General features: G+C 65.9%; 2 protein-coding genes. Both read right to left on the reverse strand.

The features are described 5' to 3' along the window. Positions 1 to 195: 195 nt before the first annotated feature. Positions 196 to 3,234 carry a glycoside hydrolase family 2 TIM barrel-domain containing protein gene (locus ACFVYC_RS22260; protein ID WP_387554409.1) on the reverse strand — a complete coding sequence of 1,013 codons (3,039 nt, stop codon included), beginning with the start codon at positions 3,232 to 3,234 and terminating at the stop codon, positions 196 to 198. Between the two features lie 125 nt (positions 3,235 to 3,359). Then, positions 3,360 to 4,367: a LacI family DNA-binding transcriptional regulator gene (locus ACFVYC_RS22265; RefSeq protein WP_387554411.1), complete on the reverse strand. Its 1,008-nt coding sequence runs from the start codon at positions 4,365 to 4,367 to the stop codon at positions 3,360 to 3,362. Positions 4,368 to 4,504 lie beyond the last annotated feature (137 nt).

A 4,504-nucleotide genomic window follows, 5' to 3' on the forward strand; every position in this document is an offset into this window, starting at 1 on the left:
GCCGCCCGCGGTAACCAGCTCAACGCTGTCTCCCTCGCGGCGACTTAGAAAACAATACACCCCCACAGGCCCCTCCGCAAATCCAACCCCACCCCCCACCACCCCCCCCCAAAAAAACCCGCCACCACACGGTTCCGGGGGTGCAGCGCCGGGGTTACCGGGCGCGCGCCCCGGTTTTCGCCGGTATGGACTGGCTCACATTCCGGCTGGCCTGTCGGTTCGGACCTTGAGGATCAGCGTGAAGTCGGCTTCCCGGGGCCTCAGGCGATACTGCTCCAGCACGCCGGGGCCACAGGCAGCGGTTCCCACCCCCCGGAGCGCGTGGTCAAGATACAGATAAGTCCGGCCGTCCGCCTTTAGGTCGGGGCGGTGGGCCGCTGCATCCAGGACCTTCATGCCGTACGGCCGGACAGTCAAGGCAAACGGATCACCGGCAATCTCCAAGGTACTGCCAACCATCTCGAGGGCGGCCGAGCGGACGCCGGACCGGGCGCCGGACTCCTGTGGCCGCACGTAGTCCACGTCCATCTCAGCAAGGGCCATTGAAAACCAGCCCGTCCGTGTTCCCTGCCCCGTGTCCGGATAGCTCTGGTGGGGGCCCTGGCCGAACCAGCTCACCGTCTCCGTCCCTTCACCCAACACGAGCTCCAGTCCAATGCGCGCCCATTCCACGTCCCGTCCCCGGTTGACCCACTCGCCATCGGGCCGGACCTGGGTTCGCAGCGCAACCGATTTGCCGTCGCTGGTCCAGGTGTAATCCACGAAAACGCCGTACTGCTTGTCCGCAGCGCTAACGCGGGTACGGACAGTCAGGGCTTCCCCGCCCTCAGGGTGGGCTGCTGAGCTGATGCCGAGCAACCGCGCGTGGAGGAGATCCAGTTTGGCGTCTTCCCACTGCGTGGCGAGCGGCCGCTCATCGGCACCGCCCCATTCCCTGCCGAGGTCGTTGTCGGTTGGCGCCCACCACAAGGTCAGGCCCATTTCCTCCACGGGGACCGCGCCTATTGAAGTGGGCATGCCGCTGGTCCGGCTGAACACTACGGGCCCCAGCTGGAGTTCAGCATCTTGAATCTGCACGGGCTGAAGGGGCGCCGGCTGAACCGAGGCGCCAAGCCCCCGAACCGCTTGCCCCCACGCGACCTCATGACCAGCTGAAGCCCACGCGGAATCAGCGGCGAGGACCGCGCTCACGGTGAGCACAGCAGGCCGTCCGTCGGTTATAGAAGCGACACTGACCGGAAGCCCCGCCACTGCCTCGGACTGAGGTGCCACCGGCGCTACTTCCACCGTGCCGGCGTCGAGCGTGCCGCCGTCGGCCTCCACCACGTAACGGAAGCTGTAGACGGCAGTGTCCGCGAAGTCCTGGCCATTGCGAACGGTGAAGCCGGACCAGTCGGCGGCTACGGTGATGCGCAGCGGTTCGATGACCTTCTTGAAGTCCAAAAGACCGGGCCTGGGCTTGCGGTCCGCGTCCACCAGTCCGTCGGTGACGAAGTTGCCGTCGTGGACTTCCTCGCCGAAGTCCCCGCCATAGGCGTAGTGCGCGTCACCGTCCGGGGAGGCGACGGTGATGCCATGTTCCAGCCATTCCCACACGAAGCCGCCCATCAGGCGGGGGTATTTTTCGAAAAGCTCCTGGTACTCGCTCATCCCGCCTGGGCCGTTGCCCATGGCGTGCACGTATTCGCAGAGCACGAAGGGCATTGCCCGGCGCGCTGCGTCCAACCCTGCGTCCTCCAGGGCCGGCTCGATGCCCTGCCCAATCAGGGCTGTTTCCGCCTGGCTGGCGTACATCCGGGAGTAGACGTCAACGTACGCCGAGGACCAGTCGCCCTCATAGTGGATGGGCCGGGAGGGGTCCCGGTCCTTAGTCCAGCGCGACATGGCGGCGAGGTTCCTGCCCGTTCCGGCCTCGTTACCGAGCGACCACATGACCACCGCCGGGTGGTTCTTGTCGCGCTCAACCGTGCGGCGCATACGGTCCATCAACGCGGTTTCCCATTGGGGGTCATCGCTGGGGTTTTGAGCCCAGCCGGCGCTCTCAAAGCCGTGCGTTTCCAGGTCGCACTCAAGCACAACATAGAAGCCAAGCTGGTCCGCGAGGGCCAGGAAGTCCGGGTGGGGCGGGTAGTGGGACGTCCGGATGGCGTTGATGTTGTGCTGCTTCATGAGCCGCAGCTCGGCCTCCACCACGTCCTGCGGGACCACCCGGCCAAGCCGCGGGTGGTGCTCGTGGCGGTTGACCCCGCGCAGCAGAATCCGCCGGCCGTTGACCTTGAACTGCCCGTCCTCGATGGCGATACTCCGGAAGCCCAGCTGCAGCGTCACGGTCTCGCCCGCCGAGCTGACGGTTGCCTCATAGAGCCGGGGCATCTCCGCTGACCACGGCGCGACGGCGGGAACGCGCACCTTGGTGCCAGCAGGCAGGTCGAGGTTCAGTTCCGGAACGCGGACGACGGCGTCAATCGCCTGTCCGCCCCGGCTTGCCTCCACTAGGAGGGTGCCCTCGCCGCTGTGCTGGTCGTAGTCCGCGTGGACAAAGACGTCGTCGATTCCCTCCGACGGACGGGCCTGCAGGGTGACGTCGCGGAAGATGCCAGGGAGCCACCACATGTCCTGGTCCTCCACATAACTGGCGGCCGAGAACTGGGCCACGCGCACGGCCAGGGTGTTCTTCCCCTCCTCCAGGATTCCGGATACATCGAATTCGTGGGCAAGCCTGCTCCCGCGGGTAGTACCGAGCTCCACTCCGTTCAACCACACTTTTCCCGCAGATTCGATGCCGTCGAACCGCAGATGCGCGTGCGGGAAGAACTCGGGCCCGGCTTCGAAGACCACAACATGGTCACCGATTGGGTTGGCTTCCGGAGGGTACGGCGGCTCGACTGCGAAGGGGAACTGGACGTTTGTGTACGCGGGAGCACCATGGCCGTGCATGGACCAACAGGACGGCACGGGCAGGCCCGCGAATCCGGTCAGGTCCCGGCCTACCTGCCAGCCGTCGTCAGGTGCCGTTCGGATTCCCGGGCTGAGGCGGAACTGCCACTCCCCGTTGAGGGACAATCGGGAAGCATCACTGTGCAAGTAAGCACGCGCAGGCAGGCTGCCTGCACCAGGCTGCAGCGAGGACAGCTCCTGTGCGCCCTCGGCGCCAAGTTCGAGGCCGGCGGTGGACGGAGCTGCGGGGAGTTCCTGGCTGCTACCGGTCGCAGCGGAGGGCGATTGGACTGACATGGGCTTCCTTGCTTCAGGTATTTTCGGAGGGTCGTAAGCAGTGTTTGAGCTTCGAGCGACGACTACGTGAACGTTCACGAACCCAAAGACGAGCTTAGTTGACTTCGCCGGGTTTGAGTAGGGGGTCAGGCCGACTGGCGGAGGACCAGCCTGTGCCGGAGGACCAGCGTGGCCTCTTCGCTTCCAGCCTCCACGACACCGGTCAGCAGGTTGTCCACGAGGTCGACGGCGGCCCGCCCCACAGCGCGCAGGTCAAGGGACAGCGTGGTCAGCTCGGGCGTCAACAGCTCGCCCAAAGGTATCCCGTCCATTCCGATCACGGCGCAGTCCGCCGGGGCTGTCTTTCCGACGTCGGTCAGGGCCTTTAGGGCCCCGGCCGCCATGAGGTCGTTGAATACCAGGAGCCCATCGATCCCGGCGTGGCGTTCGATCATCGATTGCACAGCTGCCCGGGCCCCGGCGGCGGAGTCCACGGCCTGCCGGACGATGAGCTCTATGCCGCACTCCGCCGCAGCAGCGGCGACTGCTAAGCCGCGAGTGGTGGCCGGGCCCTCCTGGTCCGAGTCAAGATAGGCAATCTGCCGGCAGCCGACTTCTTTGAGCCGTTCCAAAGCGCTTCGTGCCCCGAAGGAGTAATCAAAGGAGATGCCGCCGGCGGCTCGGCCTGACGGGTAGTCGAGCACCACCACTGGGCGTCTGCCCATCAATGTCTGGGCATCGCTCGAACAGGCACCAAGATAACCGACGAGGGCATCCACCTGCGGTGCCAGTCGGGTCACGGCGTCCAGGCCGCTCCCGCTGCCGTGGCCAAAATCATCAACCACCACGTTCCAGCCCCGCTGGGTGGCCACCTCCACCACGCTCGACGCGAATGCCGGAAAGTACGGATTGGTGAGGTCCGGAATGGCGAGCCCCAAGGAGACCCGGGCGCCCTGCACCAGGCCCTTCGCAAACCTACTGGGGGTGTAGCCCAGCTCTTCCGCGAGCCGCTGGACACGCTCCCGTGTGGCCGGGCTAATACCGGACATGCCGTTCATCGCACGGGTTACGGTCTGACGTGATACACCGGCAGCGGCCGCCACATCCAGAATGGTGGCCCGGCGGAGACGCGGCTCGCGGGAACTCGGGGTCATGCTGTAAGTCTAGGCGTCAGCCTGGTTGCGATCGCTCGTGTCCTGCGGTATTCGTTGGGGTGCTCTCTTGGTGGGTGGGGTATGACGGCGGGGCTGCCGCAGGGTGCGTTTGGGTGGTGGTGGGTTTTAAATGCGGG

This window comes from Pseudarthrobacter sp. NPDC058329, assembly GCF_042879835.1.
Lineage (GTDB): Bacteria > Actinomycetota > Actinomycetes > Actinomycetales > Micrococcaceae > Arthrobacter.

Excerpts from the sequence above, each read along its gene's own strand:
- ACFVYC_RS22265 (WP_387554411.1), bottom strand. The coding sequence starts at position 4,367 with ATGACCCCGAGTTCCCGCGAGCCGCGTCTCCGCCGGGCCACCATTCTG.
- ACFVYC_RS22260 (WP_387554409.1), bottom strand. The coding sequence starts at position 3,234 with ATGTCAGTCCAATCGCCCTCCGCTGCGACCGGTAGCAGCCAGGAACTC.